Here is a 13376-nt window from a genome sequence, read left to right on the forward strand (position 1 = left end):
TCAGGCAAAATAAAAGCCTTTCATTCTTCTGACAGGCTTCACCTCATTTTTTAGTTTTATTTCTTTGCACCAAAGGCCATTGCAATACCATTATTGGTAGCAACTTGGGCCAGTTTGATTTGATTTTCAGTATTCCGGCGATCAATCTCCTCCATTACCGCAAGTTGATCGCTAGTAGCATGATCCACCAGTTCAAGCGGAAAGCCATGGGTAACCAGTCGCAACTGGCGCTCGAGAGCATCGGCTTTTCGCTTAATTTGTTTTTTACTTAATTTCCCCGTTAATCCCATCGTTAAGAAAGGTTAACACCTGAATTGTCACTTCACCTAAGCCTGCGTGGGTATCCCAGAAATCAAGTGAGTTAATCTTCGGTGAGACAATCACATCTTTGATTGCTTCTTTCATCAATAAACTAAAGACCATATTGCCGTATTGATTAGAGGCAATATCTTCAATTTCCATTGCACGAGCAACACCAGGAAATTGCAATGTTAGTGAATATTCATGATCAGTATCTTGGGCGACAACAATAGTCTTAGTTTTACCCATCATACTTGCAATCGTTGAACTTTCAGCATCTTTCGCGCTTTTAACTTGCTTTTGATGAGCCTCTAAAGCTAATTCTGAATTACTCTTTGCTGTTTTCTTATCTGCCATAATTAAAATCTCCTCTTGTTCCTGCTCTACACACAGGCTTAATTAAATTGCTATTCTGTTATTAAATTACTTACTTTTATTCATCAACTAAACTTGTTTCTTCAAGGTAAATTGCCTTGATTTGCCATGCTCTGTTAGATGCTTCATTACCGCCAGTTGAGTCAGGGATTTTAGCAATATAACAGTGAGTGGCAGAAATATGAATAGTTGAAGTAATGATATCTACGGAAAAATTACCAGTTGCTGCCAAATCGGTTAATAGCTTATTGGCTGGTGACGTTTCAAACAAATTAAGTGTAATTGTTCCACCATGCTTGCTGCTTTTTGAAGCAACACCATTACCTTGTGGGTCCTCCTTAACAGTTACGAGATCGTTATCGTAAGTCGAAGTAAACATCGAATCTTCGCCGAAGGCATAAACTTGTTGACCATCAACCATAACGGTAGTATCTGCAGCTTGATAAGTCTTGGTAGCTAATCCTGTAAGTGCTGAATTTTGTGACATTGATTAATCCTCCTATTATTGCAAAATTGTATCTGAATTCACTGAACCATGAATTGTCAACGAGTGAATTGCACCTGATGCATGGTAAGTAAAGCTCAATCCGCCATAATGACGGTCAGATAAATCTTGTGCAGATTGCTGCTGCCTTGGTGTAGCACTAACTGTGTAATCAGCTTTACCGTTATCATCAGTTAAAATAATTCCCTTTTCAAAGGCCTTAGTGAGAACTTGTGTGGCAGTTGCCAGGACCATGTTAATACCGGTTTGATCATACGGGAGCTTGTTATTTGATTGTAAAAGCTTTTCAAGTTGGGCCTGCATCTCGTTTTTAACCCAGATAATGCCGTGAAGTGTATCAATATATTCACCAGATAGTGACTTGCCTTCAGTAGTTTGATCCTTGCCAAAAACAGTTGTATAAGCAATTGCATTGACTTTATTGATACTATTTAATTCATTTGCAGTTAAACTCTCCGGTGAGATACCTTGTAAGGTCTTAAACTTCCAAGTAGTTGATCCCACTGGCAAGGTCGCAATGGCACCGACAAAGGCAGCATCCATTGGTTCAGATAGGTCATGCTTCAGTCCAATTGTGTAGTTTTGACCTTGAAGACCATTAAGCAATGAAACGTCATTGGTTTGAATTACTAAAAAATGATCTTTATTAGCCTCAAAAATATTCGATAAGGTAGTTAAAGCTGTCTTGTCATCATTGCTCTTAGCCATAATTGCAAAAGTCCAGTTAAAGAACCAAAATGCACCAAGTGCTTCTTGCTCCTTACCAGCCGGCAAATCCAAGATAGCGATTCTATCCGAATGATTGTCTTGCGTAAAATAGCTTTCAGCTTTCATTAAAATTGCTTCGTTATCGGCATAGTCAATCTTGACCGCGTCCAAGTTTTTATATTCCCGATAGACAGCACCGGTATTCTTATCCGTTTTTCGCAATAAAAGGCCATTTTCTATTTCTTCTGACGTTAAAGTATCAGATAGTGTTTGTGCTTGCGTATTAGCCCCGGATTCCACTGGTTTAGCCAGTGAATTAATCAGTAATAAATTACCTAATCCCACAGCCATTTGTGGTCTAATTACGGACATAATTACGTCCACATCAGAGATTCTATCGTATGCCTTGATAGTATTTCCCATTATTTTTCCTCCTAATTAATCGTTAGTGACAGTTTCGTCTGTCACCTTAACTTGGCTTGCAGCTTTGATAGACTCAATGTCTGTATCTTCAAAATCAAACTGCAAGTCATTTTCCTGAAATTGATTGCCACCATTAACTAAAAATGAACAATCAAAGCCAAAATCATTGTCATAGTTGATTCCTGCTAAAATTGTTCGATTACTCGTATTAGAAATCTTTTGTAACACAATTTGTGCCTGCGTGAAAATTCGCTGGTATGCACTTTGATGCAATTTTGTAAACAATTTTTGTGCTAGTAAAGATGCACTCTCTGCACTTGCGGCATGAACATCAATCTGCATCGTACACAGATATTGCGGATGATCAGTTAACCAATCACTTGTTGTTGGCTGGTTAAAAGTGATCCAAGTAAAAGTCACAAAAGGCATTTCTTCCATGTGCGCAATATTATTTTGTTCAACCAGTTCGCACTGGCACACATGATTAACGATTTTGCCTAAAAGATACTGAATTAGAAAGTGATCCGATAGTTCCGGTAACGTCTTATCCATTTGGATGCTGATCATCCCCTTTCAACTCATAAATGACAACATCAGAGTAATCGCAGTAATTAGCAAAATTAACTATTCGAAAAGTCCCCTTTTGTGAAGGAACCTTTACTTTAGTATTGATTGGGTATTGCGCGCAAGAAATCCAAAGCAAATCGGCCTGGGCCAATTCTCCTCCCGCTAAGAATTGCGCCATAAACGAAGAGTTAGAATTGTAAGGAAAAACCGGCTCGTGCCTCTTTATTTCTTCTACCGGTTCTTCAGCTTGTTCTGGCACCCTAATTCCGCCTACATAATGATAATGAGCCGCTTTAGTCTGTTCACTATCCGGATAAACCCAAATATCTACGCCAAATTCCTCCAGCATTTTTTGGAAAGCAAGATAAAATCGCCCCATTTAATCACCTCCAAGCGGCCAAATTTTCCACGTAATTTCGTTGACTAACTTATCAATTTGCTTATTTTGGTGCTCCTTTTTACTCCATGTAATTAGACTTTGACGCAAATCGTCGCTCGCAGTTTTACCTAGACTGGCTAACAGGTCGCGTCCCTTCGCATGTGCCAATAAAATCCGGTTGACTCCAGTTTTGATTTCTTGCCGATACTTTATTTTATTTTCTGCTAGAGCCTTTCGAATAAAGGGTTTAGCTGGCAAATCAATTCTTTTAGTCACATAGAAATAAGCTACTAGTTGTCCATGCTGTCTAGCACAGGCAAAATGCTTTCCCTTCGGAATAAAAAGGCCGTTAATATTCTGCGGCTTAACACTTTTTCCGTATTGCTTAAGCGCAGTTGCTGTCGGCAACCATAGATAATCCCCTTTTTTAGGAATAAGATGGGCGCCATACTCAGTTGCACGCACAATTTCAAGTATTACGCTGTTATTTTCCGCAAAAAAGCCGATGACTACTTGATGCTGCTTTAGGTAGGTTAGTTCACGTTCAATTGCCTGAAAATCGATGGCTTTTTGCTGTTTAAGGCTCAATGTTGAATCACCCGATAGCGTGCACGACCGCCGCCAAATACTTTTAACAAGTGTAAGTAGGTTTGTCCCCATTTTGAGGAATTCAGCCAGTCAAGCCTACTCGTATCATGAAAGTGGCGTTCCAACACATCAACCTTTTCCGCCGTAACTCCTTGACCGGTCTTACCTTGAATCGCAATAAAATGCAAAGCTAAATACTCAGTAGCCAATTTTCGCACCGGCATTTGTTCACCATCAATTTTACTTACTCTTGGAAAATGATCCCCCAGTGCAATTAAATAAGCATTCTCAACTGTAGCCATAATCGACTGTTCATCTAAATCAGCCGTCATTTCTGGAGCAAGCCGTCTAATATCATCACTTGTTACCTGCTCATTCATTTTTTACCTCACAAGCTAATTAATATTCAGCAGTTGAACAAAGGCTGACGGATAGCGTACAGCTAGCCCTCCATGTCGTTCTACGTACGGGATCTTAGTTACGCCGTTAGAGTATTCTGGTTGTAATTGCGTTAATGGCATTGCATCTGGAATTGCACAGATTTCAGGATCAGTTAAGCAAATTATTCCCATATCCTTACTCTTATCGGCCTTAGAAGCATTTTTAGCGTGCCAATATTGACCTTCTAATTCAGGCACTACTTGAATTGAAGCAAACCACGGCTCAATCATACTTCGTACGGTTACTTGTGGGTTGTACTTATTAAATGGGCGATTCAGTAAATCTAATTCTGCCTGTGGTAACAGCAATGTTGGCTTAGCCGCAGCATATCCGATTAAATGTGTAATCTTGCCAACCGCTTCTTGGAAGAAGTTACGCAATTTTAATGCACCATTTTCAGGATCAGCAATTAGTTCAGCAAAAGATTGCTCCGCATTAATTTGCTGAAACCCAGTCACATCAGTTTTGGTATTCGTCAAACCAACAATTCTGGTTGAGCTGCTACCGGTCTCCAAACCATTAAAAATAATTTGGTCTTCACGTTCGGCCATTCCTCTGGCAACTAACTGAGCTTGATCAACCAATAGATCTACTCCCACTGAACGTGCCCGTTCTAATTCAAGCCAGGAATATGATGCTGCAAGTGCACTCTGCGTAATTGGCGTTTCATATTCTTTAAAGCCTTCGTCAACCACCGGAATATCAGTCGAGCGGTTAGTATATGCTTTGGCTAAAGCCTTGCCATCACGAACCCGGTAGCGGTAAACAACCGCATCCCGGCCGATGCTAATCGATGAAAATAATGATCGAGCAATTAGTGGCGCAGTTTTTGGATCGTATACGACTTTATCAATAAACGTTAGTTGTTCTTTGGTCGCAATTCCCAAATTTGGCATTTATTTTCCTCCTTTTTATTGTTGTTCAGTATTACCTGAAACAGATGTTGCGGTAGTGTTCTCAGCTTGCTTTTCAGGCCATTGCACTCTTGTTTGCAAGCTGGCTGTACCACCTTTTTCACCATCGCTCAGAAAAATACCAACTACTCGGTCATTAACTGAGGCTGTTTTAAAACAGCCTGATGCGTCAACTGCAGCGCTTTCACCACGAATAACGTCAGTCGTAATCGGCACTGCAATCGTTCCGTCGCGCAAGACCCCTAAAGTTTCACCATTTTCCCAATGGTCTTGCTTTGAGTCATCCTCCGTAAAATGATCTGCGTTGACATAGCTTCTTTTTAAAGCTACGCCGTATATTGGTCCACCAGTTGCTGGCACTACTTTACCATCCTGTAAAACTACTGCTACCCCATAATCGATTAAAGCCCCAGCATTTTCCGTATTAATCGTCACTGGTTCTGTAGTAGCAATGCTGCCAGGCGATAGTTGACCATCGTCATACAATTTACCATCTGGAATTGCCATTTATTTATCCCCCTTTACCTGTTTTGCTAAATTATAGCGAGCTTTTAGCAGCTCCAAAGCTGATTGACTGCCACTATCTGTTTTTAAAACTGGACCGCGGTAACCAACTACTTTGGCTTGCTGATGATTGTGATCCATTGCAGTAAAGTAAGCATCAATATATTCATCTGATTTATTGCTCAATTCAGCCGTATCGTCTACCTGCCTGATAGCGGCTAGTTTTAGTTCTTTACTCGATTTGCCCTTAAAAGAATAATCATCCCCAAGATATGGTTTAATTTGGTTAATTAAACTTAAACGTGACTCAACCGCTTCATCCAAATGATCATTTTCATATTGATAACTTTTGGTTAGCTGTTTTTCCAACGCATCAGCTTTAGCCTGTGCCTTAGTGGCACTTGCCTCATTCAACTTGGCTTTTCCTTCTAACTCAGCTAATTGTTGTTCTAAATCCTTAATTTGTTTTTTTAAGGCCGCTATTTTCTTGGCTTTGTCAGAAAGATCATCGTCTAATTTAATTATTTTTGCAGCATCAGCAGTTGCAACAGTAATATTTTGGCCGTCTAGGCGAACCCGTGTCGTTTCCATTTTTTCACCCCTTTGCTTTGTATGTTCCTCTACCATTTCAGCACTATCACCAATCAAGCGAACGTTGTGACCTGCCCGACCGCGCCTCACAACCGCAACATGGTTAATTTGGATATTTTTTTGAATAGAGTCATAACTAATCCCACGAAATTCGCCCTTGACTGGAACAACATCAGTTTGAAAACCAATTGATAATTCTTGCTTTCCCTGATTAATTTCGTTAATTAGATCATGATCTGTAATCGTTAAATCGACTCTTAACGTGTCGTGGTCTACATGTGCGTTAGATGCCGTAAATCCCTTCATATATTTAGCAGCATTTTGCTGTGTCACTAATTCAGCTGGGTGATCATCAGTTACCGGTTTATTTTCCGCGCTTTTCACCGTACTTTGCGTCAATAATTCCGTTGGTAATTTAGCTTCCATCTCAACCGAATTATCAGCTTTTAAATAAGGAAATACACCAACACGAGCAATTGGCACATTAGCTATGTGAATAAAGCCGGTCTGTGCATCTTTTTTGATTAAGTCAAGTGGTGCCGCATCATATCGGGTTAGCATTTTTACTTACCCGCAGGAACATAGACCGGCGTAACGGGCAAATATAGTGTTTGGCCTTCGAGAATTTTCCAAGTCGCTTTGTTTAAGTGGTTAAAATAGCGTAATTGCTGAAGAGCAAGACCACATTTTTGCGCAACGTCGAATAGAGTCTCATTTTTTTGTACAACATAGGTTTGACATGCTGAATAATCAAATACTCCTTCTGGATCTTTGGCCATTATTTTTTCACCTCCTTTATTTGTCGCTGGGGTAGTATTCTCTTCTGAACCAGTTTTACCCAAAATTTGGTCCTCAGTTTGTGTCTTCACGATCTTGGTTTCGTCTACTTTGTCCATTAGTTTCTCCTTTACTATTAATTAACATTTTTTGACCGCCAGTTTTAACAAGTGCTTACTAGCTTCAGCCTCACCTCCTTCAAGGGGCTTCAAGACTTAAGCCATCATCGCTTAATCTGCTTTGACTTACCTACAAGCTGCATCCCTTGAATAGCATTATTTCCTTGACCATCAAGAAGTCGCTTAGCCTCTTTAGGTGAATAAATCCCTGAACTGACTGCAGTTGCCGCAGCATTCATATGATTGAGCAAAGTCTCTGATTGCGTCTTATCATCAGGTGACCAAAGAGGATTAAATTCAATATGCCAAGTTAATTTAGCCGGATCTTCTTGACCATTGCCGACTTCATCTGCATACATTAGCAATTTAACAATATATTCGAGTTCCGGCTTTAAGAGTGATTCCTGAATGGCCTTCACAGTATCGTAGTAGTTAACTACATCTTGGCTGGCACCGGCTAGTGTCCCAGCCTGCTCGCCAGTTAAAACCGACTTGGGAATATTACAAGCCGCGCTTAGTTCTTGCCAAACAAAGTTAAACAACGTATCAATTCCCGTTGTTTGCGTTGAAAATTTATTAAGGTCATCATCTGAACTAATAAAGGCGATTGCTTCCGTGTTCATTACTTGACCAATTTCAGCTCGATCTTTGCGATATTGTGTTTCTTCTTCACTCATCAACTTATCGCTTTTAAAAACCTTGAATGTAAATTCGCGAAGCATTTTCCCGGTTGATTCCAAGGCTGTATCGAGAGCTTTAATTTGATCGGAGCAACGAGTTAAGATTGATGTACCTGTTTGATCATCCTCAAATTTATCTAGACTAATATGAAAGTAACGCGATTTATCAATAATAATTGGTTTACTTTTTACTTGAGGTGACTGTTGAAGTCCTGTTGAACTAACTGTTGCCCCCTGTTGAACCTGCCGAATAACTACTGCTTGCTCTTTTTTGAAATTGTCACTAGTTGGATCATTATTTACTTGATAACGGTCAACGTGATTTTGCCCAAAGGCGTGAACAAATGAAACAGTACTAATATTTTTTGGATTGAGCGGCTTGCTTTCCGTTTGGGCATTTTTTTCTTTGACACCAATATTAAGATAGCCATCACCATGAAGCCGTTGATAAATAATTTGCTGCGTTAGAGCATCATTTAGTCGCAAATTATCAAGAGCGTCTTGATAAATCTCCTGTTTTTTAGGATCATCGGGAATAACCAGGCGCCAGCCATTACGAGTAGCGTCTTCAGCGGGTTTGGCAACAATTCGGTGAGCAATTGCATTGTGCTTAAACTGATTATTAAGCATTTCGTAATCTTGCTGGTCAGACACAAACCGCCACCCTAAATTGTCATAGGATAACCCGGAATAATAATCCGTTGCATCAGAACGCAAAACATGCTTTGGCCGTTTTTTCTGTTTATTAAATAAACCCATTTTAGTTCCTTTCTAAAACCTAATAATCGGTTTCTGATTCCATTTTGCTAGTCTTCGAAGTGCATAAACCATCGCATCCACATTATCGTCGTGCGGCATATTTGGGAAACCCAATACTTCCTCAAGCCATTGGTCGATTGCAGGAACCCATAAAGGATGCGGAAGAAAAATCTGCCCAGCTTCCCATAATGGACTGACCGAACTAGCCCGTGCCTGCTTGCTATCCGCACCAGGTGAAACCGGCATGATACCAGGAATCTCTTTTTTTAAAGTATCAATAATTGCTGGCCCATTTGCCTTGTCCTCAACTAACTTGATTGTTGCTTGCGGAAATCTACGTGACATGTTTCTGATAGCGTCAAGTGTTTCGGTAAAGGTTAAGCGCTCGTGAACCCAGTTAGGCCGTAAATAAAATTGTGCCTGATGCTTTGCCCAGGTTTGGCCGGCTACGAAATCATCGTTATCCCTGCTCTTGAAGGTAGTGTCCCAAGCCTGCACCTCACAATCAATGCGCTTAGGCAAAAGTGCAACATCTTTTTCACTTAAGCCTAAACTAATCATTGTTTGGCGATCAGGTACGTAATAATTGACCCATTTGCTCTTAAAAAGATTGCCCCCTGCCAATGTCGGTGCTTGTTGATATAAAGCAGCAAACTTATGTGAGCCCATATCTAGCTTGTGCTGATTGAGTTCAACTAAATCGTGTAATTTTGGGCATAAAGCTTCGCCATTATGCCGTCCAATTACATCACGTTCACCATTAGCCAGATTACAGGCAATCGCAGGCAGTTTAATTTCTTCCCATGGCAGTGCCATCTTTTTGAGTAAGCGGCCAGCCAAATCATCAACTTGCCACCTAGTCATAATGACAATGACAGAACCGTGTTTTTGCAAGCGTGGAAAAAATGTCAGATTCCACTCATCCCAAATTTTGGTTTTGATCGTTTGTGAAGCCGCTTCTTCCGCATTTTTTAACGGATCATCGATAATTAGCAAATCGGCTGGCATCCCTGATGCTCCACCTAACATTGATGTTGCATATAGACTGCCCTCATGATCTTTAATGCCAAAACCTTTGCTGTTAGCCTGCCCGATTTTTAGGCCAAATAAGGGTTCCGACCACTGCTGAAAATGTCGCCGATTCGCCTGTGAAAATTTAGTAAATAAATCTTGTGAATAGGCGCTGATCATAACGTGATTATCTGGATTTTTCATTAAGTAATAGCTAGCAAAAGTCTTCGTGATCGTTAGTGATTTACCATGTTGTGGTGGCATTTCGACAATATAAAAGTGCTGCTTATTAGCGACAATCGGCTGTAATTTGTCACATAAATACTGCGTGTGCCTGTAAAGCTTTGCTTTAGGATTTGCCAGTTGAAAATAATATTCATATTTACGACGTGCTAATTCCATTTGCGCACTTAATCTAGTTAATTGCAGACCAGTAGGTCCTAGCTTTTCGATTAGCCTTTTAGTTTTACTATTTAACTTCATCGTTTAAGTCTCCTAAATGAGCTAATCTAGTTAGATCTTCTGTACTTAAATCAGCCATTAATTTCATTGTTGCATCGGTTAAGTGGTTTACTTCTTCTGCTTGTGCTGTCGCTATTTTAGCTTCAGCAATTGCTTTGTCAGTCTGCGCTTTTATTAACGGATCAAAAGGATTACGTTTTAATAATTCTTTGGCTGCAGATAGGCGATCTTTGATTGAGACGGGCGATTCAACTACGCCATTAGTAGATGAAATTGACCGTGAAGGCTCACCACGCATTACTGCCGATAAATATTCAAGAACTTCTTGTTGCTGGGCAATTTTGCTATTTTCCAGTTCCTGTTGTCTTTTTTTAATGTAGGCAGCTATTACTGGTTTTTTTAAATTCTCAGCACCAATTGAATAGGCAGATTTTTTGGAGTATCCGGCTTTTAAAGCAGCTTTAGTTGCATTGCCTGAAACAAGGTATTCATCCGCAAACTTCTGTTGCTTTAAAGTCATCTTCAATCTTTATCACCCTCTTATGCTTACCAGAATTTTGACAATAAAAAAGACGCTTAATTAAGCGCCCAATTTTTAATACACATAATTTAAAGTTAACCATTAAGCTAGTTAATGGCTATGATACGCGGCAGGATTTGCACCTACTTGTTAATAGCATGGATCCGAAAATTACTACTATTTGATCGCCTTATTAACAATGACTCACACACGTATCACCACATAAGATAAACAATTTTATCTTTGCGTTTTTCATATAGTAACCGAGGAGGAGTTAACAGATCGAAAAATTAAGGCTAAGTACTTATCCCTAATCTTTCGACAATAACATAATACCGCCTATTGAGTACCAGTGAGGTCTCATCATGGTCTCTTCAAACTTTATTGCATGACAGGCTTATTTTTTTCATAAACCCGTAAGTCCGGCAAATCTGCTTGATCTTGCTGGCGCCAATAATCCAGTCTTTCCGCAAATTCTAGCAGTGCGCTCGATTTTAAACGATAGTACTGCGCTTTTTGATATCCCAACCGTTCATAAATTTTATAGTCATCCAGTCGTTTAATGTAATAGTAGTAAATAATTGTTGCATACGGCATGTCCCTCGTATTAGTGCAATTGGCAATTGTATCATTAACAGCCTGCACACAATTACCAGCATCGATGTTAATACTCATATTCTGCTCTTGGTGATTCACGCCGCTGTGATTAGTAACACCGCTAGCATCAAAAGTTGGACTTGCTAAGTCTGTTCGATGCTTACCTGATAAATTTAAGTAATGCTCAAAGTCGTTAGTAAAAAAAGACTTTACGTTTTTGACTGTAGCTGCTTTATTTAATTTTACTTGTTTTAGTAAATTCAATTTTTATTCCTCCTTGGGGCTCCTTTTGACAAAGCTGGTCTCCGATTAGATACTGATCGTGCCAGGCTAAATCACGCCATAAGAATGCTTTACGCGCTTGATATAAGTGATAACCACAAAAGGCAAGCTTAATTTTAGCCACCGTTAAGCTATAACAGCTTGACTTAACTATTATTTGGAAATTTTCAAAGCCGTTACTAAAAATTTTGGGTTCATGATCTTTAACTGCTACATAGCGAAACTTAGGCTTAGGCTGCAAATCATAATTAGAAGCAATTTGTCTAACTAAGTAAAAGGACATTCCTGTTTTTGCTACAATATCATGCAAATTAAAGCCATCTTTCATGAGGTCAATTACCACTTTCTCATATTTAGTCAAATCAATATTGTCGCGGGCAGTAATGCCAATTTGCTCATGTATTTGATGCAAGATGGGATTGTTATCTGGAACTAAGTCCAAAGAGCCGTAATCAGCTTCGAGTTTATGAATTAAATCATACGGGATTTTCATTTCAATTCTCCTTTCACTGCAAATGTGTTATTAATCGCTCAAGTAGTTGCAATATCCATCATTCGTGATAAAATTTAACTATGACAAATAAAATAAAACCAATAATAAACCTGTAGCGTCAACAAACAGTTATAATATTTAGTTTTATTTTTTATTACTTAATTACTTGATGAAATCAATTATCAATCACTTTAAGTAAAAAGTCAACAGTTTTTAATCATTTGCGATAATTTTGTTTGATGGAAACGTGAGGAAAACTGAAATGACTACTTTAGATCGAATTAAAGTAATTGCGAAAAAGAAGGGTTGGTCATCGTTGCAAAGTCTAGCGCTTAAAGCAGGAATTGGTGCCAACAGTATTTATCGCTGGGATAAGCAAACACCCAGTACAGCAAGTTTGAAAAAAGTGGCTAAAGTATTACATGTCTCTGTTAATGATTTACTCGGTGAATCAAGTCCAGCAGAAACAGTCAAGCGAATTGACTTAGCTGACGACATTCCACTTGCTTATAATGGAAAAGCGGTTCCTGAAAAATATCTTGATATAATCCGTAACCTAATGGACTCTGATTTTAAAGAAGGCAAAAAAGGTGGAAAATTTAATTAAATACATGCTAAATTATGCATTTGACCATGGAATTAGTTACGCGTTATTAGACCAGATTGATCCTGATTATCCCTCAGTTTCTTTTACTGATATTGGTAGAATGGTTATCAATCTCAATTGGAAAAAGCAAAATGAAATACCTTTTATGATTGGTCATGAAATTGGCCATTTTGCCAACGGCGATAAGGGAACTTTTTACTATATTAATTTGAGTACACCAGTTGAACACCAGGCCGATTTATTTTCACTAAATCTAATCTACAAATATGCTTCAAAGCAGTTCTATACATTCGATGAGCCCGGACCTTTTATGCAGCAGTTCGCTATACCCTATCGTCTAGAAGGAGCCACCTACAAGCTATTTCAGAAAAATAATGATTTAATCTTCTAAAAACGCAAAAGGCAGTTAAGATAAACTTAACTGCCTTTTTTGCCTTTAATTAGTTTTATATTTTACCAAATAAAAAATAGTTACTAAAACTAAATTTAGTAACTATTTAACGTGTATTACGGAGTGTGAGAGATTTGAACTCTCGATACAGGATTAAAACCCGTATACATGATTTCCAATCATGCTCCTTAAGCCACTCGGACAACACTCCATAAAGCTCCGGCTGTCAGACTCGAACTGACGACATCTTGATTAACAGTCAAGCGCTCTACCAACTGAGCTAAGCCGGAATATTAAAAAAGCACGGCAGCTTCCTACCCTCGCAGGCAGTCTCCCACCAACTACTCTCGGCGTGAAGAAGCTTAACTGCTGTGTTCGGCATG

19 protein-coding genes and 2 tRNA genes are annotated in these 13376 nt (G+C 39.2%); 2 read left to right on the forward strand and 19 right to left on the reverse strand.

Annotation, left to right across the window (positions count from 1 at the left end):
* Positions 1-56 precede the first annotated feature (56 nt).
* The 17 genes from J3U69_RS08210 to J3U69_RS08290 all read right to left on the reverse strand — a co-directional run bounded on the left by J3U69_RS08210 (position 57) and on the right by J3U69_RS08290 (position 11995).
* Complete coding sequence (locus J3U69_RS08210) at positions 57-290, reverse strand: hypothetical protein (RefSeq protein WP_267413663.1); 234 nt, start codon at positions 288-290, stop codon at positions 57-59.
* Positions 265-657 (reverse strand): hypothetical protein, encoded by a 393-nt coding sequence (locus J3U69_RS08215; protein WP_267413664.1) that lies wholly within the window; start codon positions 655-657, stop codon positions 265-267. The genes J3U69_RS08210 and J3U69_RS08215 overlap by 26 nt, the downstream gene beginning before the upstream one ends.
* Before the next feature lie 76 nt (positions 658-733).
* Positions 734-1162 carry a hypothetical protein gene (locus J3U69_RS08220; RefSeq protein WP_267413665.1) on the reverse strand — a complete coding sequence of 143 codons (429 nt, stop codon included), beginning with the start codon at positions 1160-1162 and terminating at the stop codon, positions 734-736.
* 15 nt (positions 1163-1177) lie between these two features.
* Positions 1178-2311: a DUF3383 family protein gene (locus tag J3U69_RS08225; RefSeq protein WP_267413667.1), complete on the reverse strand. Its 1134-nt coding sequence runs from the start codon at positions 2309-2311 to the stop codon at positions 1178-1180.
* 15 nt (positions 2312-2326) lie between these two features.
* Positions 2327-2863 carry an LIC_12616 family protein gene (locus J3U69_RS08230; protein WP_267413668.1) on the reverse strand — a complete coding sequence of 179 codons (537 nt, stop codon included), beginning with the start codon at positions 2861-2863 and terminating at the stop codon, positions 2327-2329.
* Positions 2856-3257 carry a hypothetical protein gene (locus J3U69_RS08235; RefSeq protein ID WP_267413669.1) on the reverse strand — a complete coding sequence of 134 codons (402 nt, stop codon included), beginning with the start codon at positions 3255-3257 and terminating at the stop codon, positions 2856-2858. The genes J3U69_RS08230 and J3U69_RS08235 overlap by 8 nt, the downstream gene beginning before the upstream one ends.
* A complete protein-coding gene (locus tag J3U69_RS08240) occupies positions 3258-3845 on the reverse strand; it encodes a hypothetical protein (protein WP_267413670.1) in 588 nt (195 codons plus the stop codon).
* A complete protein-coding gene (locus J3U69_RS08245; protein ID WP_267413671.1) occupies positions 3842-4225 on the reverse strand; it encodes a DUF4054 domain-containing protein in 384 nt (127 codons plus the stop codon). The genes J3U69_RS08240 and J3U69_RS08245 overlap by 4 nt, the downstream gene beginning before the upstream one ends.
* Positions 4226-4240: 15 nt before the next feature.
* Positions 4241-5182, reverse strand: a complete 942-nt coding sequence (locus J3U69_RS08250) for a major capsid family protein (RefSeq protein WP_267413672.1) — start codon at positions 5180-5182, stop codon at positions 4241-4243.
* A gap of 15 nt (positions 5183-5197) precedes the next feature.
* Positions 5198-5707, reverse strand: a complete 510-nt coding sequence (locus J3U69_RS08255) for a structural cement protein Gp24 (protein ID WP_267413673.1) — start codon at positions 5705-5707, stop codon at positions 5198-5200.
* Entirely contained in the window at positions 5708-6856 is a 1149-nt protein-coding gene (locus tag J3U69_RS08260) for a DUF2213 domain-containing protein (RefSeq protein ID WP_267413675.1), read from the reverse strand. It lies immediately after the preceding gene.
* 2 nt (positions 6857-6858) lie between these two features.
* Entirely contained in the window at positions 6859-7191 is a 333-nt protein-coding gene (locus J3U69_RS08265) for a LysM peptidoglycan-binding domain-containing protein (RefSeq protein WP_267413676.1), read from the reverse strand.
* A gap of 104 nt (positions 7192-7295) precedes the next feature.
* A complete protein-coding gene (locus tag J3U69_RS08270; protein WP_267413677.1) occupies positions 7296-8630 on the reverse strand; it encodes a DUF1073 domain-containing protein in 1335 nt (444 codons plus the stop codon).
* A 12-nt stretch (positions 8631-8642) separates the two neighbouring features.
* Positions 8643-10043, reverse strand: coding sequence for a phage terminase large subunit (gene terL / locus J3U69_RS08275; RefSeq protein ID WP_267413681.1), 1401 nt, complete (start codon positions 10041-10043; stop codon positions 8643-8645).
* Between the two features lie 67 nt (positions 10044-10110).
* Positions 10111-10623 carry a terminase small subunit gene (locus tag J3U69_RS08280; RefSeq protein ID WP_267413683.1) on the reverse strand — a complete coding sequence of 171 codons (513 nt, stop codon included), beginning with the start codon at positions 10621-10623 and terminating at the stop codon, positions 10111-10113.
* Positions 10624-11004: 381 nt separating this feature from the next.
* Entirely contained in the window at positions 11005-11484 is a 480-nt protein-coding gene (locus J3U69_RS08285) for an ArpU family phage packaging/lysis transcriptional regulator (protein ID WP_267413679.1), read from the reverse strand.
* Entirely contained in the window at positions 11453-11995 is a 543-nt protein-coding gene (locus J3U69_RS08290) for a hypothetical protein (RefSeq protein ID WP_267413680.1), read from the reverse strand. The genes J3U69_RS08285 and J3U69_RS08290 overlap by 32 nt, the downstream gene beginning before the upstream one ends.
* 262 nt (positions 11996-12257) lie before the next feature.
* Between J3U69_RS08290 and J3U69_RS08295 the strand changes: the two genes are divergently transcribed.
* Both J3U69_RS08295 and J3U69_RS08300 read left to right on the forward strand, forming a co-directional pair.
* Complete coding sequence (locus tag J3U69_RS08295; RefSeq protein WP_220219968.1) at positions 12258-12602, forward strand: helix-turn-helix domain-containing protein; 345 nt, start codon at positions 12258-12260, stop codon at positions 12600-12602.
* Entirely contained in the window at positions 12586-12993 is a 408-nt protein-coding gene (locus J3U69_RS08300) for a M56 family metallopeptidase (protein WP_220219969.1), read from the forward strand. The genes J3U69_RS08295 and J3U69_RS08300 overlap by 17 nt, the downstream gene beginning before the upstream one ends.
* A 119-nt stretch (positions 12994-13112) precedes the next feature.
* Here the strand turns inward: J3U69_RS08300 and J3U69_RS08305 are convergent.
* Both J3U69_RS08305 and J3U69_RS08310 read right to left on the reverse strand, forming a co-directional pair.
* A tRNA-Ser gene (locus J3U69_RS08305) sits at positions 13113-13204 on the reverse strand.
* Between the two features lie 6 nt (positions 13205-13210).
* Positions 13211-13283 (reverse strand) — tRNA-Asn (locus J3U69_RS08310).
* Between the last annotated feature and the right edge of the window lie 93 nt (positions 13284-13376).

It is taken from the genome of Lactobacillus sp. B4026, assembly GCF_026535825.1.
Taxonomy (GTDB): Bacteria; Bacillota; Bacilli; order Lactobacillales; family Lactobacillaceae; genus Lactobacillus; species Lactobacillus panisapium.

Excerpts from the sequence above, each read along its gene's own strand:
- J3U69_RS08210 (WP_267413663.1), bottom strand. The coding sequence starts at position 290 with ATGGGATTAACGGGGAAATTAAGTAAAAAACAAATTAAGCGAAAAGCC.
- J3U69_RS08215 (WP_267413664.1), bottom strand. The coding sequence starts at position 657 with ATGGCAGATAAGAAAACAGCAAAGAGTAATTCAGAATTAGCTTTAGAG.
- J3U69_RS08220 (WP_267413665.1), bottom strand. The coding sequence starts at position 1,162 with ATGTCACAAAATTCAGCACTTACAGGATTAGCTACCAAGACTTATCAA.
- J3U69_RS08225 (WP_267413667.1), bottom strand. The coding sequence starts at position 2,311 with ATGGGAAATACTATCAAGGCATACGATAGAATCTCTGATGTGGACGTA.
- J3U69_RS08230 (WP_267413668.1), bottom strand. The coding sequence starts at position 2,863 with ATGGATAAGACGTTACCGGAACTATCGGATCACTTTCTAATTCAGTAT.
- J3U69_RS08235 (WP_267413669.1), bottom strand. The coding sequence starts at position 3,257 with ATGGGGCGATTTTATCTTGCTTTCCAAAAAATGCTGGAGGAATTTGGC.
- J3U69_RS08245 (WP_267413671.1), bottom strand. The coding sequence starts at position 4,225 with ATGAATGAGCAGGTAACAAGTGATGATATTAGACGGCTTGCTCCAGAA.
- J3U69_RS08250 (WP_267413672.1), bottom strand. The coding sequence starts at position 5,182 with ATGCCAAATTTGGGAATTGCGACCAAAGAACAACTAACGTTTATTGAT.
- J3U69_RS08255 (WP_267413673.1), bottom strand. The coding sequence starts at position 5,707 with ATGGCAATTCCAGATGGTAAATTGTATGACGATGGTCAACTATCGCCT.
- J3U69_RS08260 (WP_267413675.1), bottom strand. The coding sequence starts at position 6,856 with ATGCTAACCCGATATGATGCGGCACCACTTGACTTAATCAAAAAAGAT.
- J3U69_RS08265 (WP_267413676.1), bottom strand. The coding sequence starts at position 7,191 with ATGGACAAAGTAGACGAAACCAAGATCGTGAAGACACAAACTGAGGAC.
- J3U69_RS08270 (WP_267413677.1), bottom strand. The coding sequence starts at position 8,630 with ATGGGTTTATTTAATAAACAGAAAAAACGGCCAAAGCATGTTTTGCGT.
- terL (WP_267413681.1), bottom strand. The coding sequence starts at position 10,043 with ATGGAATTAGCACGTCGTAAATATGAATATTATTTTCAACTGGCAAAT.
- J3U69_RS08280 (WP_267413683.1), bottom strand. The coding sequence starts at position 10,623 with ATGACTTTAAAGCAACAGAAGTTTGCGGATGAATACCTTGTTTCAGGC.
- J3U69_RS08290 (WP_267413680.1), bottom strand. The coding sequence starts at position 11,995 with ATGAAAATCCCGTATGATTTAATTCATAAACTCGAAGCTGATTACGGC.
- J3U69_RS08295 (WP_220219968.1), top strand. The coding sequence starts at position 12,258 with ATGACTACTTTAGATCGAATTAAAGTAATTGCGAAAAAGAAGGGTTGG.